The sequence below is a fragment of the Magnetococcales bacterium genome (genome assembly GCA_015228935.1).
Taxonomy (GTDB): domain Bacteria; phylum Pseudomonadota; class Magnetococcia; order Magnetococcales; family DC0425bin3; genus HA3dbin3.
In genome coordinates this window covers 1-16,450 of record JADGCO010000024.1, presented here as the reverse complement: position 1 = coordinate 16,450, position 16,450 = coordinate 1, and the positions used below count along the sequence as shown (strand labels likewise).

General features: G+C 54.0%; 12 protein-coding genes. 9 read left to right on the top strand and 3 right to left on the bottom strand.

The genetic code is table 11. The annotated features are described in order from the left end of the window. Nucleotides 1–2 precede the first annotated feature (2 nt). Nucleotides 3–2,168 carry an AMP-binding protein gene (locus HQL65_07985; protein MBF0136165.1) on the top strand — a complete coding sequence of 722 codons (2,166 nt, stop codon included), beginning with the start codon at nucleotides 3–5 and terminating at the stop codon, nucleotides 2,166–2,168. A 1-nt stretch (nucleotide 2,169) separates the two neighbouring features. On the opposite strand, the gene HQL65_07980 is transcribed toward HQL65_07985, so the two are convergent. Further along, nucleotides 2,170–2,592, bottom strand: a complete 423-nt coding sequence (locus tag HQL65_07980; protein MBF0136164.1) for a VOC family protein — start codon at nucleotides 2,590–2,592, stop codon at nucleotides 2,170–2,172. Nucleotides 2,593–2,766: 174 nt separating this feature from the next. On the opposite strand from HQL65_07980, the gene HQL65_07975 reads away from it, so the two are divergent. Next, nucleotides 2,767–3,339 carry a hypothetical protein gene (locus tag HQL65_07975; protein ID MBF0136163.1) on the top strand — a complete coding sequence of 191 codons (573 nt, stop codon included), beginning with the start codon at nucleotides 2,767–2,769 and terminating at the stop codon, nucleotides 3,337–3,339. Between the two features lie 13 nt (nucleotides 3,340–3,352). Here HQL65_07975 and HQL65_07970 read toward each other — a convergent pair whose 3' ends face one another. Next, nucleotides 3,353–3,673, bottom strand: coding sequence for a DUF2442 domain-containing protein (locus HQL65_07970; GenBank protein MBF0136162.1), 321 nt, complete (start codon nucleotides 3,671–3,673; stop codon nucleotides 3,353–3,355). Nucleotides 3,674–3,957: 284 nt separating this feature from the next. On the opposite strand from HQL65_07970, the gene HQL65_07965 reads away from it, so the two are divergent. The 3 genes from HQL65_07965 to HQL65_07955 all read left to right on the top strand — a co-directional run bounded on the left by HQL65_07965 (nucleotide 3,958) and on the right by HQL65_07955 (nucleotide 8,000). Next, on the top strand, nucleotides 3,958–4,434 hold the full coding sequence (locus tag HQL65_07965; GenBank protein MBF0136161.1) for a type II toxin-antitoxin system VapC family toxin: 477 nt from the start codon (nucleotides 3,958–3,960) through the stop codon (nucleotides 4,432–4,434). Nucleotides 4,435–4,436: 2 nt separating this feature from the next. Continuing rightward, nucleotides 4,437–4,640, top strand: coding sequence for a hypothetical protein (locus tag HQL65_07960; GenBank protein MBF0136160.1), 204 nt, complete (start codon nucleotides 4,437–4,439; stop codon nucleotides 4,638–4,640). A gap of 81 nt (nucleotides 4,641–4,721) precedes the next feature. Next, complete coding sequence (locus HQL65_07955) at nucleotides 4,722–8,000, top strand: tetratricopeptide repeat protein (protein MBF0136159.1); 3,279 nt, start codon at nucleotides 4,722–4,724, stop codon at nucleotides 7,998–8,000. 97 nt (nucleotides 8,001–8,097) lie between these two features. On the opposite strand, the gene HQL65_07950 is transcribed toward HQL65_07955, so the two are convergent. Continuing rightward, nucleotides 8,098–8,949: an aminotransferase class IV gene (locus tag HQL65_07950; protein ID MBF0136158.1), complete on the bottom strand. Its 852-nt coding sequence runs from the start codon at nucleotides 8,947–8,949 to the stop codon at nucleotides 8,098–8,100. A gap of 331 nt (nucleotides 8,950–9,280) precedes the next feature. Between HQL65_07950 and HQL65_07945 the strand changes: the two genes are divergently transcribed. From HQL65_07945 to HQL65_07930, 4 genes are read left to right on the top strand one after another with little or no spacing between them, the layout of a single operon-like run. Next, on the top strand, nucleotides 9,281–10,732 hold the full coding sequence (locus HQL65_07945) for a hypothetical protein (GenBank protein MBF0136157.1): 1,452 nt from the start codon (nucleotides 9,281–9,283) through the stop codon (nucleotides 10,730–10,732). A 17-nt stretch (nucleotides 10,733–10,749) separates the two neighbouring features. Next, nucleotides 10,750–13,005 (top strand): asparaginase, encoded by a 2,256-nt coding sequence (locus HQL65_07940; protein MBF0136156.1) that lies wholly within the window; start codon nucleotides 10,750–10,752, stop codon nucleotides 13,003–13,005. 47 nt (nucleotides 13,006–13,052) lie between these two features. After that, on the top strand, nucleotides 13,053–14,840 hold the full coding sequence (locus HQL65_07935; protein ID MBF0136155.1) for an asparaginase: 1,788 nt from the start codon (nucleotides 13,053–13,055) through the stop codon (nucleotides 14,838–14,840). Nucleotides 14,841–14,860: 20 nt separating this feature from the next. Continuing rightward, nucleotides 14,861–16,216 (top strand): aspartate/glutamate racemase family protein, encoded by a 1,356-nt coding sequence (locus HQL65_07930; protein MBF0136154.1) that lies wholly within the window; start codon nucleotides 14,861–14,863, stop codon nucleotides 16,214–16,216. Nucleotides 16,217–16,450: the final 234 nt, after the last annotated feature.

The window sequence follows — 16,450 nt, the reverse complement described above, 5'->3', positions numbered from 1 at the left end:
CTGTGGCGCAGTCTCTGGTCGTGCGTGTACTGGGCCGCCTGTTGCGGGTCGAAAAGGTTGGTTGGGAACAGATACCTGCCACGGGCGGTCTCCTGTTCGTCTGCAACCATCCGGCACAACGGGATTGGCTGCTTGCCTCTTTGCTGCCGCGCACCAGCCTGGCCCTGGTCCTGCCCCATGACGCTCTCGCCGCCCACCCATGGAACGCTTTTGGGCGCTTCATGCCTGGTTTGTCGCGGCTGTTGCGGATTGATGGTCAAAAACCCGCAACCCAGGACTCCCTGATCGCTTTTTTGCGTGACGGGGGGTGTGCCGTTTGTTTTCCGGAGGATCGGCCCCGGCATGCGGGGCGTCCGGGCAAGGTGCAGGCCTGGCCGGTTCACGTGGCACGCCTGGCCGGTGTGCCCCTGGTGCCGGTACATCTGGAGGGTCCCCAGCGCTCCCGTTTGCTGGGCGGAAGTGCCCCGGGGCGGCGGTGGTGGTTGCCCCGTCTCAGCCTGACGGCCATGGCCCCCTGGTTTCCCGATGACAGCCAGGTCGAGGAGAGTGTATCCCCCCGGGAACGCCGTCTGGCCGACAGCCGGCAACTGGCCCTGCGCATGGAACAGGCCGCCCTGGCGGGCCGTGTGCAGTATCGCACCCTCTGGGAGGCCCTGCTGAAAACCGGCCAGGCCTTCTCCGGTCAGGATTGGGCCATCCGGGATACCACTGGGCAGCAATTGACCCGCCGGCAGATGGTGTTTCGTTCCCTGTTGCTGAGCCGGCTGCTCCAACAGCACCTGCCGGCCAATCCTTCCCTGCCGGTGGGTCTCCTGCTGCCCACTTCGGTTGGCGGCGTGGTCACCTTTCTGGCCCTGCAATTCCGGGGCTGGTTGCCAGCCATGCTCAATTTTACCGCCGGTGTGGAGCCCATGTTGCAGGCGTGCCGGCTGGCCCGCATCCAGACCATCGTCACATCGCGCACCTTCATCGACAAGGCCGGTCTGACCAAAACCGTAGCACGGTTGGGCGAGGTGTGCCACATTCTCATTCTGGAAGATTTGCGGCAACACATCACCCCCGGGCACATGCTCTGGGCCGGCTTGGCGACACTAACCCCCTGCTGGATGCATCGGCGGAAGGCGGCGTGGCTGCGGGTGGAACATCCGGCCCTGTTGATGTTCACCTCCGGTTCCGAGGGCGTGCCCAAGGGTGTCCTGCTCTCCCATTTGAATCTCCTGACCAATTGCGCCCAGGTTGGGGCACGCCTGGATTTTGATGCCCGGGACACCCTGCTCAACATTCTGCCCCTGTTTCATGCATTTGGTCTGACCATGGGCACGCTGGCCCCCCTGCTGGCCGGGGTGCGGATTCACCTGGTGCCGTCGCCCCTGGATTTCGAGGGTATTCCCCATCTGGTCCATGCCAGTCGGGCCACCATTCTGGCTGGTACCGATACTTTTCTCCATGGATATGGTCGTGCCGCCCATCCCCTGGATTTTGCCACCCTGCGTCTGGTCTTCTCCGGGGCCGAACCGTTGCGGGACCGCACCCGCGCCTTGTGGATGGACAAATTTGGCCTGCGCATCCTGGAAGGATACGGCACCACCGAAGCAAGTCCTGTCCTGGCGGTCAATGCCCCGTTTGCCTGTCGGGCCGGTTCCGTCGGGTGTTTCATGCCGGGTCTCGACTTTCGTCTGGAATCGCTTCCCGGCCTGACGGATGGTGGACGGCTTTGGGTGCGGGGTCCCAACATCATGCTGGGCTATCTGGCCACACATCAAGGCTCTGCCGGGCTGGTCGATGGCTGGTACGATACGGGGGATGTCGTGCGCGTGGATCAGGCCGGTTTTGTGTTCATCATCGGGCGGGTCAAGCGGTTTGCCAAAATCGGTGGCGAAATGGTCTCCCTGGCCATGGTGGAGGCCCTGGCCTGCCAGGTCTGGCCCGACGCCCAGCATGCGGCCCTGGCCATTGCCGATGCCCAAAAAGGAGAACAAATCCTTCTGGTTACCACCCAGGCCAATCCCCAACGCCATGCCCTGCTGACGTGTGCCCGCACCACCGGCCTGGGTGAAATTTTCCTTCCCAAAAAAATCATCCCCATGGAAAGCATGCCGCTCCTGGGAGTGGGGAAAATTGATTATTCGGCATTATTGAAAAGTCTGGACGAGGAGAAAAATTCTTGATTTACGGCAGGCACAACTCCCCCCGGGGTCCCAGGGGAAACATGGGTGCCCAGGTAATTTCCCAGGGATGGCCATCCAGATCGGCAAAATAGGCCGTGCGTCCCCCCCAAGGCGTATCGACCGCCGGCTTGAGAAGGGTTGCGCCATGATCCAGTACAGCGGCCAGTTCCCGGTCCACATCTGCACGATGCACCACGTTGATCGCCAGGGTGATGCCGCCTGGCCTGGGATCGGTATTCACTGTTGAACTGTCCGCCAACAAAGCCTCCAGGGGATAGAGGCCAATCCCCATGGAACCGGTCTGAAAAAAGCAGATATGCGCATTGCTGGCCGACGAAGCCCGCCAACCAAGAGATTCATAAAATGCCCGCGCCCTGGCCAAATCCCGTACCCCAAGGGTCACAAGCGATAGACGTTGATCCATTCCGGTTTCTCCCAGATGACAAATTCCGCGTGACAAAAATCATTGATAAAAATGGATGACGAAACCGCCCGGGTCCGTTATCCTCCATTCTCTTGATCGGACATTGCATCCTATCCGCTGTTTGACCCGCTGTCCAAATATTCCCATACCCCCCAATAAAGCTGGCAGAAACTTATGTTCCGCAAATATCGCACCCTTCCCACCAGCAAAACCGGTTTTCCCCTGGCAGACGGGGAAGAGATTCGGCAACAGACCATCCTGCATGTCTGCGTCTATCTTGTACCCTTTTTTCTGGGTCTTGTGGCAGCAATCTTTCTGGCATTGGTGCAATTGAAGGTGATACACAATTTTTATTATGTTACGGATTTTTCGGAATTTGCCTACAGCAAATCCCCTCCTCTGCGCATGGTGCCCCTGGCCCGGTTTGCCGTGACCGGATTGTTTTTTTCCACGCTTGCCGCCGCCATACTCTTCGTGCGTGCCATGTGGCGGCGGGAATTTACCCGTCTGACCCTGACTTCCCGACAGGTGGTTTTGCAGACCCGTGCCCGGCATCCGCAAACCCGGAGTTGGTCCCTGGCCCCAGGAACAACGCTCACGGTCCGACACCATCCCTGGAAACTATCCTGTTATTCGGCACTGGTCATCCGGGACGGGTCCGGGCATGAGACGACCATTGCCCCGGTCCGGGACGCAGAAATTTTCCAGAAAACCGCCCACCGGGTTCTGCAAGAAATTTCGACCTGAGATGGCAAGGATTTCAAGGTTGTGCCCAGGATGAGACAGGCGCTGTTGGTAAATTTTTGCCAGCACGATCCGTGCATGCCCTGTTTTGTTCCTCAGCCCATGTACGGAGATTATCCGCACCCAGATCAAGATCGTCGGACCAGCCAACTCCCCATCCCCAGTCAATGATCGTCACGCCCTGGAAATAATCCATATCTCCCAACCGGGCAGTCTCGGCATTGAGCGCAACGATCCGGGAAAGATCCACCCGGGCAAAGTAGCCATCCTCCCACAAAATATCCAACTGAGGAACGCCTGTGACAGGCGTGACTTTGGTAATTTTCCAGGAATTCATGGCAGGCTCCATTTGTGCCAGGCATCCATAAGCAATTCTTTAGATTGGCGTCAGCCCAAAGAAGGGCTTGTCAGTGCCACGCAGTATGATCCATGGATGATGCAAAATCCACCGCGAATGGATGGAACAAATTCCCCATACTGAGAAACCCGGCAATGATGTATCATGCTGGCGATAGGGCCTGTGGAATCTTGATTTGCCATCTTCCCTTTGTCGAACCGTCAATCAGGATAGTGTGCGTCAATAATCATATTTATGTTATTGATATTATGGAAGATAATTACATGAAACCTCGCCTTTATCTTGAGACAAGCATCATCAGCTACCTGGCCGCACTGCCAAGCAGAGATTTGATCGTTGCCGCCCATCAGCAAATTACCCAGGAGTGGTGGACCGAGCGGCGCGATCGGTATGATCTGTTCGTATCAGAGTTGGTCATACAGGAAATTGAAATGGGTAACCAGGATGCGGCTCGGAGACGATTGGCCCTACTGGAAGCCGTTCCTGTTTTGATGCTTGACGACAAAACAATCCTGCTTGGTGAAAAATTGCATCAATTCACAAATCTGCCCGCGAAGGCCAATGCGGACAGTCTGCATATTGCGTTGGCAGCATCCTACCGCATGGATTTTTTGTTGACATGGAACTGCCGACATATCGCCAATGGCAGGACCCGTCGTGCCGTTGATGAGGCTCTACGTACACAAGAAATGGTATCCCCAATCATCGTGACTCCTGAAGAATTACCAGAGGAGGATTAACCATGTGGACTGATCCGATTGTCGAAGAAGTACGCAAAAACAGGGAGGCATATGCCGCTCAATTTGATTTCGATTTGCGGGCCATGGGAAAAGCACTGCAAGAACGGGAAGCGAAATCCGATAGGACAATGGTTTCTCTGGCTGATTCCAAGCCCGGCCACGTGAATAAAATATCGCAAATTGATGGAACAAATTCCCCATACTGAGAAGCCCGGCAATGGTGTATCATGCCGGGGATGGAGCCTGTGAGATTTTGATTTGCCGTTCAGAAAATGGGGGTATTGGACGTGAATTGTTCCCTGTGTCGAACCGTCAACCGGGATGGTGTGCGTTTTTGCACCCGCTGCGGTGCGCCATTGCACCTGTTTTGTCTGCGTTGCCATACACCTGCCATGGAGACAGACCAGTATTGCGGCGGCTGTGGCAACCGTCTGGCCCTGGGCAGCGGTTCCCCTCCCCTGCCGGTCCTGACCAGTACCTCTCGCACCACCCCGCCCACACTCTCCCCCCCACGCACCACCGGCAACGTGGTAGACATGGAATCCGAACGCAAAAATGTGACGGTCCTGTTTGCCGACATTTCGGGTTTCACCGCCATGAGCGAAAAAATGGACCCCGAAGCAGTGACCGATGTCATGAATGGCTGCCTGAAAATGCTGGCCGATATTGTCATGCGTTATGAAGGGCATGTGGATAAATTCATCGGCGATTGCATCATGGCCATCTTTGGTGCCCCCATCACCCACGAAAATGACCCGGAACTGGCGATCCGCGCCGCCCTGGACATGAAACGGGAAATGGAAGAGTACAACCGCCGCCTGCCAATCAAACTGGAAAAACCCCTCACACTCCATACCGGCATCAACTCCGGCATGGTGATCGCCGGTGGCGTCGGCTCGGATCAAAAAATGGAATATACCGTCATGGGCGATACGGTGAATCTGGCCTCCCGTCTCGAATCCATCGCCAAATCCGGCCAGATTTTCATTTCTGTCTATACCTACAATCAGACACGCAACCTGTTCGATTTTGTCAAACACGATCCCATCAAGGTCAAAGGCAAAAAAGATCCGGTTGCCGTCTACGAAGTCCTGCGCGCCAAAAGCCAGAAGGCCATGGATCGCAAACCCGGCCAGATGGTGGTGCCGCTCGTCGGGCGCGACCAGGAATTGCGCATCCTCCAGGAGTGCGCCGACAAGCTCATGTCCGGTCAGGGACAGGCCGTGTTCCTGATCTCGGATCCCGGCATTGGCAAAAGCCGCATCAAGTTTGAAGTCAGAAATCACCTCAAAAGTGGCGATACCCAGATCATCGATGGCATTTGCCGCTCGTTCAGTCGCTCCACAAGCTATTATGTCTTTTCCGAAATCCTGAAACACCTGTTCAACATTGACTCGGAAGACCTCGCCGAAGCCGTGGCCCAGAAAGTGACCACCAATCTTCCCCTGCTGCTGCACATCAATCCGGACAATCTGGATACCGAAACCCGCGAAGCCATGGTTTTTCTGGGCAGCATTCTCGGCATCAATCTGGGCGAGGAGTATGACATTCCCATGGCCCAGATGGATGCCCAGGAGATCAAAATGGCGTCGTTTCGGGCCTTTGCCTGGTTTTTCAAACGCATGGCACGCAACAAACCCCTGGTCCTGGTCATGGAGGATTTGCACTATGCCGATGCCAGTTCCGTGGAATTGATCAATTTTCTTTTCGATTCCCTGCGTGACGCCCCCATCATGCTGTTGCTGCTGCTGCGGCCCGTCAAGGATCACCCCTCCGCCAAGCTCCCCATGATTGCCCACAAAACCCTCGGGGAACGCGCCACCGAAATCACCTTCCAGCAATTGACACCCGACCAGTGTGACCAGATGGTGCAGCATCTCCTGCAATCCGCGACCATTCCCACGGAAATTCTGGAATTGGTCCGGGATCGGGCCGATGGCAATCCCATGTACATCGAAGAGATCGTGCGCAACCTGGAAGAAGAAGAGGTGATCCGCCGCGACGAACAGGGCACCATCCAGATTGTCAAAAACCTGGCCGAGATTGCCATTCCCAGTTCGATCCAGGGCATGATCATTGCCCGCATCGATAAATTGCAGAATGAACCCAAGGAAATTCTGCACACCGCCGCCGTGATCGGTCCGGTATTCAAGCTGGCCTTGCTGCGGCGTATCTGTGATGTCCGGGGAGTCAAGGATCCAGAAGAGCGTCTCAACCAGTTTGTCGAAATGGGCATTGTCTTCGAATCCAAATCCTTCCCCGAAATTGAATACAGTTTCCGCAATATATTGATCCAGGAGTCCATCTACTCCACCCTGCTGCAAAAAAAGCTCAAGGAGATGCATGCGGCCGTGGCCGGTGTCATCGAAGAGTTGTACAGCAGCCGTCTGGAGGATCATTACGAAATTCTCGCCCGGCACTATCAGCGGGCCGGGGAGCGGGAGCGTGCCCTGGATTTTCTGGTGCGCAGCGGCCTGAAGGCCAAAAAGGCCTATGCCAATCCGGACGCCGTGATCTATTTCAACCAGGCCATAGAACTCGCGAGCGACATGGAAGCAACCCCTGTGTCATTGGGGGAAATCCTGGTGCATCTGTCGGAAGTCCAGGAACTGGCCGGGGAGATGCAAGCCGCCATCGCCTCCCGCCAGCGGGCCGTCACCCTGGAAAAGGAACCCCGCCGTCAAGCCGATATCATTCGCAACATTGGCCGCATCCACGAAAAACTGGGTTCCCGGGACGAGGCTTTGGCCGTCTACCAGCAGGCACAGCAGCTCTTGGTTGGCGAACCGGATGCCCTGGAAACCGGTCTGTTGCTGCTCAACCAAAGCTGGATCATGAACAGCATGGGACAATCCGATTCGGCTGTGGAGCTGGCCAATCGCGCCCTGGGCATTTTCGAAACACACAAGGCCCGCGATGCAGTGGCCATGGCCTGCAACAATCTGGGCGTCATCCACGAACATCGGGGCGATTTCGATCAGGCCACCGCCTTCAGTCAGCGCAGCCTGCAAATTTTTTCCGAACTTGGCAATCGACGCCAGACGGCCAACCTGTATCTTTCCCTGGGTTTTCTGCACACCAAAAAGGGAGAGTTGGCCACGGCCCTCGATTATTTCAGCAAATCCTCCCAGATCATGGAACGGATCGGCAATCCATTCGGGGCCGGCACGGCCCTGATGAGCCAGGGCCGTTGTTCCCTGGAAATGGGAGAAACAGATGCCGGTGAAGCGGCCCTTTTGGCGGCCATGCGCATTCACCGCAAGCTGGATCTCAAACGCAAGATTGTCGCCAATGCCCTCGTTTTGGCAGAGCTTTATCTGGACAAAAAGGATCCGGCCTCGGCGCGAACCTATCTTGAGGAGGCCAAACGCACCCTGGGCATCGGCAAGGAACAGGCCGATCTGGCCCGGACCCTGCGGCTGGAAGCCCGTCTGATTCTCCTGGAAGGACGGCGTCCCGAAGATAAATTCCGCGAGGCGATTGCACTTTTCACCCGCCTCGGTCTGGAAAAAGAGGCCGCCGATACCCAGAATGAACTGGTGCGCTATGAGTCTGCCAGCACCTGATCAGGAGCCGGGTCGCCATATCGGGACTCCCGAAACAAGCCGTGACCGCACGAGTGCAGCGTCTGCGTTGGTCCAGTTTGCCGAGAAACACGCCGCTTCACCGGGGTTTGGGTGTGATGTCTTGAAACAGGTGTTGCAACCGCCGCACCACCGGGCCGGGGGTTCCCGTGCCCACGGGGCGTCCATTCAGGGAGACCACCGGCACAATCTCCATCGTCGTGGCGGAAAGCATGATTTCCGATGCAGAGTGCAGCATGCCGACCGACAATTCCGTCTCCTGGACCGGAATGGCGTGACTCCGACATAAATCCAGCAACACCTGGCGGGTGATTCCCGGCAACAGGTGGCCACTCCCGATGGCCGGGGTGATCAGCGTGTCCCCCACCTGAGCGAAAACGTTGGTGTGTGCCCCTTCCGAGACCAGGCCATTGCGAACGAAGATGGCCTGATCCGCTCCCTGATCCAGGGCCTCCTGGTGTGCCAGTACGTTGGCCAAGCGTTCGATGGTCTTGTGATCACATCTGGCCCCGCGTCCATCCGCCACCCATACCGCCCGCACGCCCTGTTCTCGCATGTGCAAATCCGGTTGAAATTTTTGCACGCTGGCGTAGAGAGTCAACGGTGTGTCCACTCCTGGAAAGGTCAGACCGCGTGGTGCCACGCCCCGGGTGATTTGTAGATAGAATAGGGCATTTTGTCCCTGCATTCTATTTTCTGCGAGCAGCCGGTCTGCCACACCAGCCATCTCGGAAAAATCCTGCCTGACCAGTCTGAGAAAATGGGCCGCCCGGCCCAGGCGTGCCAAATGTTCTGGCAAGTGAAACCAGTGTCCACTGTAAGCGCGAACCAGTTCGAATATGCCATCACCCAACTGAAAGCCCCGGTCCTGCGGCCCGATGGCGGCCTGTTCCAGGGGGAGATATTTCCCGTTTAAATAGACAGTTCCCATGTTGATTGACCTCGCATACGCACAATGTTTAACCGGCATGATTACAGTAAAAAATTAACTTTATTACATGCAAAACTTTCACGTCAAAACATCCCCCCCCACCATCCACCTCCACGGCATCCATTGACCTGATACACCCTGTGAAAAATTTGAATTAAATCTATTGACTCAAATGCCTATCAAATGAAAAATACACCTCGTTTTGGCATGGGGAGCGAGAAATTTGACCGAATCTGTTTGAGTCAATATCTCCTGGACGCCAACCGATGGATAATAACCAGATTACAATTCAAACGCCAGACCGGGCAGAATGTCCTCAGGGGTGATAACGATGGAACTCCATGAAGCCGTGCATTTCATCATCAAAGCCGAACCTTCTCTCAATCAGAGACGCATGGCTGAAGATTCCGGTATCAACCAGGGACAGTTGTCGCAATGGTTAAATAGAAACAAGGATTTAGGAGAAGAAGGGATTGCCAAGATTGTCCAGGCAGTTCTGGAGCATCTCGATATCAAATCCAGCGAGAGAGAAGAGGATTTGCGCTCCACGTACCATGCCCAGGTGGCCATACTGGAAAACAGCCCGCAATATTTGAGTCATGCCCTGCATCCCCGGGAATTGGATGCCATGGGCGTCATTCCGGTCCACAATCCGGGTTTTCTCAAGGGACAGAGACATTCGCAGATATTCAGGACCTTGGAAAATGCCCAGGGATCCCCCTTGCGCATTGGTGTGGTGGGGGGGGGCAAAATGGGCAAGAGCAGCACTTTACGGGGGATTGTCAGGTCCCTGACCCGACAGGAAGTGACCACCCTGCTTTTTGACCTGCGGCAATTCATCGCCAGTCGGCAAGAGAATCAAACCCTTTTTGATTGGATGCACCAGGAGACCAGAAAACAGATGCCCAAGGGACGTTTTTCAGTCAGGTTGCAAAAGCCAAAGGATGTGCATGACTGGATTGTCAGAAATGTTCTGAACAACAGTCTGAATCGTGAGGCTGGAGTGGCTCTGGTGTTTGATCACATGGAGGAGGTTTCCGGTGCGGTTGCAACTGAGCTGGGATATTTTTTACATGATATGGGAGATCCGGATCACCATGGAGGCATTGTTCATTTTGTTGGTGCCTACGATGAAACAGGTGGAACAACCGATGCTTATCTCGGTGTAGGGAGTACCATCCATCGGCAGCTCATGCCCTATTACATGACCAACTGCACGGAAAGTGAAGTCGAGCGTATGGCCGTGCAAATACTGACCAGAACTGCAAAGGAACTTAAGGTAAAAACAAAAAAAGACCCGAAAGGTTCTGTCGGTTCATCCGTCCACCCTTTTGCCAAGGATCGTGGATGCCTGATCGATTGGGCATGGAGCCACTTCCGCGGTCACCCTTTTCTCACTTTCAATGCGGTGCAACGAGTGGCCAACAGTTCAGGTCAAGAGTTGGCAGCAGTTATGGAACAGACTTCAAACGAGATGGTTCTCCTGAGCAAGGAGCATTTATTCCGACCCCTTTTCCAAAAGCTTGATTTATTTTTGGAAAAATATTCCGGAAACGGTCAGCCTTTCGAAATAAAAAATTGTTTCCTGGAAATTTCGTCGGAAAATTATACAAAATTTATGCAAAAACATTCACGCATTTCTGGATGGTTGCTGGATAGTGGTTTGTTCAAGAGAAAAATGGGTAATGATAATGTTGCGTGTGCTGTGCCCATATCCGATTGGGTCAAAGAAAATCTGGAACTGTTTGCCCGGGAACTTCCAAATGCAGATAAAACCACCTGATCGGCAGGAATAAATCCGTGCAACGAAGATTTCGTCCGGCTGGAGCCATTGACGACCGAAAGGACGTTTATATCGTTCGGGACGCCGACAAGCGACTGTATGATTTGTTGTTACAAGGAAATCATTGCAACCTGCACGCAGGACGGCAGGGGGGAAAGACCAGCCTGATGCGCAAAACCAAGCGCCGTTTTGAAGCACAGGGGCACTTATGCGTGGAAATCAATCTTTCCTTGCTGTTTCGGCAGGAATATCCTTTCCAGGAAGGTGTCGTCAGCCTGATACAAAACATCATGGAGGCGTTGCGAAAACAGATACCAGGAATTTCCGTCAGTTTGAAACGTCGCCGCAAGGATGAATCCATCGGCTCTTTTTGGGTTCGGCACCTGGATGCCATGGCCATGGCTATACCTGAAGGAAAGCGACTGTTTGTCATGCTGGATGAACTCGATATCGTGACGATTTTCCCGCTTGGCGAGGTGGGAGAGTTTTTTTTTTCGATGCGAGAATATCTTCAAGGGGATTCTTCCGGAAAAGAACGAATCACGTTTCTTCTCGTCTCGGTACTGACACCCAATGAAATGCTGATGGAACATAACAGGGCTGGCATGGGGATCAGCTTTTTTTCGGATGTTGCCCTGCTGCCTTTTGAAAATACCACGGCCAATCATCGACAATTCGCTGAACAAGCCTTCCCTGAAGAGCATTTTGCAGAGATCAGCCCAATCCTGGAAAAAATGCTGGCCATGACAGGTGGCCAACCTTTCCTGACTTCCCTGATCGGCCAGGAGATTCAATTGGCTACGGACATATCTGCCCGTATCGCCGAGTTGGAAGCGGAATTAATGGAGCCGGGGCGTAATCTGGCACAAAACCACCTGCAAGGATTGCGTATTCAATTGTTATCCCTTGGAACACGAATTTTTTCGGTCGTGGAGACCTACAAAGATATTCATGGAGACAGAAAGGCAGATCCCTCTCCCTGGAATATTGCCCCATTGGAAAATATTGGTTTGATCGCCAGGGACCGGAGTGGACGCCACATCATCTCCAACCCCATTTACCGCACGCATTTGACTCCAGCCTGGGCCGATGAGGTGGTTGCCAGTTATGAAATGCAGGCTGGACGCCAGCGCACATCCCTGGATCAGGCTAAAGGTCAACCTGTTCAACGACGCTTCAATAAAAAACTGTCTCTGATCCTGGTCGGAGGGACCATGGGCATGCTCACGGAAGGCAGGGTTTCCAGCTTTGCGGGTGCCATGGGACCGATTGAGGAGTTCATTCGCAAGGAACTGGATAAACTTGCCGCAGTGGAGCATGTGCCCCTGTTCCAATTGGATGGCATCAACGTCACTCCTCTGGAGTGGATCCGCATTGCCGAAGAGATTCACAAACGCCGCGATACATTTGACGGTTTTGTCGTTGCGCATGGCACCGATACCCTGGCCTACAGCGCCAGTGCTGTGGCCTTCATGCTGGGGCGCGGTTTTGGCAAGCCGGTCGTCTTCACCGGTTCGCAAACCACCATTGACCAGGTTCATGGCGACACCCGTGACAATTTTATCCGCTCCTGTTTCGCAGCGGTCAACGACCAGGCACTACCCGAAGTGCAAATTTGTTTTGGGGACCTGGTCATGCGGGCCGTGCGGGCGGAAAAGAAGGATGACCGGACCTATGACGGTTTCCAATCTCCGGGTTGGCCCCTGTTGGCCCGTATCACCGAACACTTTCTGGTTAATGGATACGCGATGGACGAGAGAAAAACGGCACCCGACTACATATTTCGCCCCTACATTGCCGACCGCATCCTGCTCATCACCCTGGCACCGGGATTGCGTCCGGTTTTTTATGAACAAATTTTGGAAAGGTCGTTTGAAAACCCGGTTACGGAGAAAATTGACGGTATTTTGATCACCACGCCGGGTTTGGGTAACATTCCCAGCCGGGGTGACTTTAATTTCCGACATTTGATTCATAAATCGGTGCAATCCGGTATTCCTGTCCTCATCGCCAGCCAGGTACCCATCAATCCCTACACCCAGACACAATATGAAATGGCCAGTGTCCCGGCGCAATATGGTGCCATCCCGGCAGGCAATCTGACCCTGGCTGCCGCCCTGACCAAATTTGCCTGGGTCATTGGATGCATCCAGCATGAAATAAAAATGAAACTGATCCGTTTTGATGACCCGCAAGACTATTTGGCCGAGGTGAAAAAACGGATGCGTACCATCCATGTTGGCGAGGAGGGAGAGTACGGTGAAACACGTTAACCGCAATAATCACAGCCATTCGACAGCAATCAGCAAGGAGTTCTGCCATGTCTCTTGAATCCGTAGAATTGACTGATCTGGAACGGGATGATCGCATTGACGAGGTCGTCAATAATTTTATCAGAACCTTGCCTGAGGAAAGCGGCTTCGCGAAGCTCAAAAAAGAGCAGCAGGAAGCTGTTGAGGCAATTCTCGACACTTTGCGTAACATGCGCTTTGAGGGAATCGATGGTTTCCAGAAGGTGGTTACCGCTTTGCTCCAGGGTATTGCCCCGGAACTGGAACGCTATGTTCCCATTGCCATTGACAATGCCAAGGCCACGTTGCAAGAAAAAAAAGGAGTTCTGGTCATCTACACCGGCGGCACGATTGGCAGCGCCCCAAAAGACATGGATGATCCCGACAGCCCCCAGGTGGTCAAGCCCTGGCGTGACCTGAAACTGGCTGCTCCCAAGCTGGGCCTGTTGGGATACCCGGTGGATGCCATCGCCTTTGTAAATCCCCTGGATTCCTGCAATGTCGGTCCTCCTCATTGGCACGCGATGGTGAATATTATTGAAAAACATTATGACGACTATACCGGTTTCGTCATTCTCCACGGTACCGATTCCATGTCCTACACGGCTTCTGCCCTTTCCTTCATGATGTTGTATCTGAGCAAACCTGTGGTGATCACCGGATCCCAGATTGCCGGCATCACCAATCCGCGCAATGATGCCCACCAAAACATGATCACAGCCATCATGCTGGCCAATCCCATGGTTCACAATCTGCCATTGATTTCGGAAGTCATTGTCGCCTTCGGCAATCTTTTCATTCGCGGCAACCGCACCAAAAAAATGAATGTCGTCGAATATCAGGGATTCAATTCGCCCAACTATCCCCTCATTGGCAAGGCGGGTGACCATATCGTCATCGAGCGCAAGAACATTCGCTCGGTTGATAACTCTTCGGTCCAATTCCACAAAAAAATGGACACCAACGTCATCATTGTTGAAGTCTTTCCCGGCATGCAAAATTCCCAGGTCCTGGCCAACATTTTGAAGGATGGCAACCTGCGTGGGGTGGTGTTGAAGGCCTATGGTGCCGGCAACATTCCTACGGATGCACTTTTTCTGGACCTGTTCAGTGCATTTATCGAACGGGGTGGCGTGGTGGTCTGTACCACGAGTTGCCCGGCTGGCGAAGTGGTCATGGGACTGTATGAAACCAGCCAGGTTCTTCTTGACCGGGGCATTATCGGCGGGTTTGACATCACTCCAGAAGCCGCCCTGTGTAAATTGATGGTGCTGCTCGGCGAAGACGATTACGATCTGCGAACTGTGAAACAGTTGATGCAACAATCCATTGCCGGAGAACAGCGCCTCAGTCTGGAAAGCACCTTCCTGGCAGGCGAGAAAAAGCTCGAAGCCGATGGAAAAGCGGTTGCTGTGGAGGGAGAACTGGCAAGTGTGCCGGAAGAGAGTCGCATTGAAAAGGTGATGCTGCGTTTCATGCATGCCCAGTTGCAGACCGGACAAAATGAGGACCCCGATTATCGCGCCACCATACGCATCTCCCTGGAAAGCGCCATGAACGAACAAAGTGACCAATACCTGGGTACTTTTTCCCGGCGACGGGTGCCTGAAAACGCCCTGGTGGGTACCAACGAGAGTGTCGGAGAAAGCCTGACCGTCGATTTGACCCGCAACAAGCATCTCTTTCTGATCAAAGAGAGTGCCGGACGCATCAAAGCCAAACAAAAAGTCAAAATTCATGTTGCCCTGGCCGGAGATTCTGGCGCTGCTTTCGCCTGGAAGGGTGCAGAACTCAATATTTATACCCACGACCAATGAGAGTTCCATCGGATTCTGCCATGGAAACGGATGTATCCACCCTGCCGCCCCGGGTACGCCAGACACTGGATTTTTTTCGTTCCCACGGGGTCTGGCACATTCTTTCCCGCAACACCCCGGCCACGAGTTGTCAGGATGCGGCGCATCGCCGGCAACGTCTGGGGAAAACGGGCATCCCCCTGCATGACGAGGTCAAATCCCTCTTCATGAAGGGGCAATTTGGTCCATTGGGTGCCCGTCATGTCCTGTTGCATTGCCGGGCCACCGCCCGTTTTGACCTGGAAGCCGCTGCGGTTGCCCTGGATGCCGAGACCGCGCTGGTCCGGGTCCAGGGCGAGGAGTTGGCCCGACTTGGCCAAGGGATACGGTACGGTACAGTCAACCCCTTTTCGGAGGCAGCCGAATGCATTCAAGTATTCGATAGCGGGCTGTTGACCCGGTTGACACCGCCGCACACCGTCATGACCAATGCAGGGGACCTGACCTGGGGAGTGGAGTTTCGCCCTGCCGAGGCCATTGCTGCGCTTGAAAAAATATCACCCAAGGTCGTGGTATCCCGTATCACCACCCTGGACTCGGAAGAGCATACCCCGCCGGTGTTCGGTATTCTCACGGGCAATGGCCCGGAAAGTGGGATGGCTCTGTGGCGTCATATCAACGATCATATCTATGCCTCGATGAGTGAGGAGAGTCGATTGCATGGTGATCTCTCCTATCCCAGGGTCCACATTCAGTCGATCCCAGAGATGGGACTTTCCATGGAATTGTTGGAAAGAAAAGAGGAGGTGTGGCTGGTGATGCAGGATGCCATCCGACGTTTCATCCAGGATGGCGTCACCCACATCGCCCTGGCCTGCAATACCACCCAATACTTTGCCAACCAGATCAAGGACCTTTGTAAGCCATCCGGTATCCAGTTTACCTCCATGGCGGATGTCGTCGTCCAACACGTTCGCGACCATCATCTGGATGATTTGACAATCCTTGGCATTCCGATTGTGGCCAACATGGGACAATACAGTGCCTATGCACCACTCAAGGAGTTGGGGGTGCAATCTGTTCTGGAGACCGCTTTGCCGCATCTGCAAGAGATTGGTTACATGGTAAAAAAATTGGGGCGGCAGGGCGGCAAGGACGACAGCAAGACCCTGAACAAGCTCGTCTTGATTCTGCGCATCGGCGTCAAAACCAGAAATGTGTTGATTGCCCTCACCGAAATTTCTGTTCTCCTCGAACGGTTTCCCAGGCATGCCAAACAGGGAATTTCCGGCATCAATATTATCGATTGCCTTGAATTATACGGCAAATTTTTTGCCAAAGTCCATCTTGACGCGATGCCGAGGGAAATCGGGGATCGTTTCGACGAGTGGGAATAGATTTGAGAATTTGGCTTTGGTTTTGACTCAAAATGTAAATGTCAAATTTTTATAATAATTTAAATAAGCAATACTATACCATTTGACATAATCTTTCCTTGTTGTAGAGTCGAACTGTGACCACCGCAATCCTGCTGTGGCCGGCTTGACTTTCAGGGAGGATGATATGACAATTTATCGATTGATGGAGGTAATTTTTTTGGCTCTGGACATCATTCAACGAATTTTGGATTT

What these genes read in the sequence shown, in the direction of transcription:
- HQL65_07935 (MBF0136155.1), top strand. Translation starts at nt 13,053, where the DNA reads ATGTCTCTTGAATCCGTAGAATTGACTGATCTGGAACGGGATGATCGC.
- HQL65_07960 (MBF0136160.1), top strand. Translation starts at nt 4,437, where the DNA reads ATGTGGACTGATCCGATTGTCGAAGAAGTACGCAAAAACAGGGAGGCA.
- HQL65_07970 (MBF0136162.1), bottom strand. Translation starts at nt 3,673, where the DNA reads ATGAATTCCTGGAAAATTACCAAAGTCACGCCTGTCACAGGCGTTCCT.
- HQL65_07930 (MBF0136154.1), top strand. Translation starts at nt 14,861, where the DNA reads ATGGAAACGGATGTATCCACCCTGCCGCCCCGGGTACGCCAGACACTG.
- HQL65_07950 (MBF0136158.1), bottom strand. Translation starts at nt 8,949, where the DNA reads ATGGGAACTGTCTATTTAAACGGGAAATATCTCCCCCTGGAACAGGCC.
- HQL65_07975 (MBF0136163.1), top strand. Translation starts at nt 2,767, where the DNA reads ATGTTCCGCAAATATCGCACCCTTCCCACCAGCAAAACCGGTTTTCCC.
- HQL65_07945 (MBF0136157.1), top strand. Translation starts at nt 9,281, where the DNA reads ATGGAACTCCATGAAGCCGTGCATTTCATCATCAAAGCCGAACCTTCT.
- HQL65_07965 (MBF0136161.1), top strand. Translation starts at nt 3,958, where the DNA reads ATGAAACCTCGCCTTTATCTTGAGACAAGCATCATCAGCTACCTGGCC.
- HQL65_07980 (MBF0136164.1), bottom strand. Translation starts at nt 2,592, where the DNA reads ATGGATCAACGTCTATCGCTTGTGACCCTTGGGGTACGGGATTTGGCC.